Raw genomic sequence first — 2,182 nt, 5'->3', positions numbered from 1 at the left:
GAAGCGGGGATTTTGTATACGGTTGATACTGCTAAACAGAGCAAAGAAAATGAAGCAATAGCAATAAAGAAAGCAGAAGACCTGGGGCTGGATCCGGCTAAAGTCGTCAAGCAGAAGGGCAATACATGGCTAGTGACGCTAGATACTTCGCCGTTAGATAAAATGTTAGAATTGTTACCGGAATATAGCGATAAAAACAATAAAGAAAAAGCGGAAAGGCTATTCGGAATATTTAATGGCAATGATTATAAAGAAAGTATAAGAATGGCGGTGCAGGAAGGTGTTCTGGATAAATTCTATAATGATTCAGATTTTTTCGAGAAGATGGATCCTGGTACACAAATGAAACTCGCGTTATTGTTGCGAAAAAATCATGCATCGAATATAGGGGATGTGATAACGCAGGAGCAAGTAGATAGATTAGAAGCGTTAGAAAAAGCTGGAGATCGCATTATAGAAGTTATCAAGTCAGATGAGCGAAAGATAAAGATAAGTGACCCTGATCTTATTACTGTACCATATAGCTTTTTGGCTTCTTATAATCATGGTGATTGGAAGAAATGGATGCCGCGAATCCATCGTGATTGGGTTGAGGGGGGAGAAAGGCAGGGAAAGGAAAATCCTAATCTTGTTATTCGATGGAGCCATGTTAAGACTTATTTAGAAAGAATTAAAAGTGCATTTCTTCTCGACACAATAAAGGAATTAACAGAGAAGAAGGTTGACATTGAGGCTACAAAAGCTGAATTTTTTAATGAACTGATTAGCCAAAAACTTGAAAATAAATTCCCCTCCGTTTCAATGAATGGCTCTCAATACAATATTTTTAGTAGCGGATTTAAAATACCAGAAACACAAGTAGAAAATACATCAAGTGCGGTAACCAGAAAAGCCGCGGGTATTTTAACTAACATTGAAACATTAATACAAAAGCTGACGCAGAATTTAAGATCATTGTATGACATTATTAGCTCTGCGCTTGCATCAATAGGAAGGTGATATATGTGGCGAAGATTATGGGGTGGTAATTCTAAAATAGTATCGCCTGTGCAGGCGGCAAATGGTGCTGCGTCGGCGGGTAACACACAGGTAAAAAGCACAGGGCAAATGCCTTTGCCTAGTAATGTGGGTCAGAGTCCTGTTGCCCCTTCTGATCCTACTGGCTTAGCGGTATCTTCAACAGCGACTGCACTATCGACTGGCGCAGCGGGATCTCCAACAGCGGCTACACCATCGACTAGCGCAGCGACCCCTCCAACAGAGCCTAATCCATCAAAAGTACCGATATCAGAAATGGCAGCAAAAGCATTTACCGATGGAATGGCACGGGCAAAAATGGAAGATGTTATGAAGAAGCTTGGTCTGGATAAGGAGGAGTTATCGAAACTTTCGGCGGATCTAAAGGAGGCGCTAGATGAGATCAATGAATCAGATACTGCTCAAAAAAGTGTTATTAATGATTATCTAAGGGCTTTTGTTTTACATGTGGCATTTTATGTGGATAGCAAAGAAAAGCCAGAAAAAGATACAGAATTGAAACAAGATATCAAAGGTTTTGTCGAAAAATTATCGAAGATGTCAAATAGGTCAGCAAAGGAAGTACTTGACAATTGTATATGGGACGATGAAGGTTCGCTCAAAAAAATTATGAGCAAAGTAACCGAAAAAATTGTTGCAGAGAACACTGAAAATATAACGCCACCAGAAGGAATAAGTTTCAATGAATACAGGGATTCTGTTGCGACACGGCTATTATTGGAATATCTGCTCACTAATATAATATATCCAAAACGTGCCAGAATAATGAAAGAAGCAGGCTATGATTTAGACGAAAATAAACAAGGTGACCCCGATTCTTTATTTAAAAAAGATGTCGCAGATAAGATTAAATCTTTGATAGGACAAGAACATCTATTGAAACTGGTGCCTGCTGGTTTAGAAAGGATTCTCTGTGTGTCATTTGCATGGAAGCTACTTACTACCCCTGCACCTGGTTCTGAAGATCCCGCAGAAAGCGGAACTAATACTGACGGTAGTGACGGCGGAGGCGGAGCGCCTCTTCAGAGCAGTCAACCATCGCCAGCGCCAGCGGTACCTCCAACGAGTGGCGGTGGAGGCGGAGAGCCTGTTAGCAGCAATCAGCCGTTGCCACTATTTCCAGAGGTACCTCCAGGTAATCTGG

The 2,182-nt window shown here is 41.0% G+C and carries 2 protein-coding genes; both read left to right on the top strand.

Annotation, left to right across the window (positions count from 1 at the left end):
• The coding region (locus REG_RS09300; RefSeq protein ID WP_050749383.1) for a hypothetical protein at window positions 1-999 on the top strand (999 nt) is incomplete at its 5' end.
• Window positions 1,000-1,002: 3 nt separating this feature from the next.
• The coding region (locus REG_RS09295; RefSeq protein WP_039908574.1) for a hypothetical protein at window positions 1,003-2,182 on the top strand (1,180 nt) is incomplete at its 3' end.

The organism is Candidatus Regiella insecticola LSR1 (genome assembly GCF_000143625.1).
GTDB lineage: Bacteria > Pseudomonadota > Gammaproteobacteria > Enterobacterales > Enterobacteriaceae > Regiella > Regiella insecticola.
The sequence above is the reverse complement of the archived record's forward strand: the minus strand, read 5'-3'. Positions and strand labels throughout refer to the sequence as shown.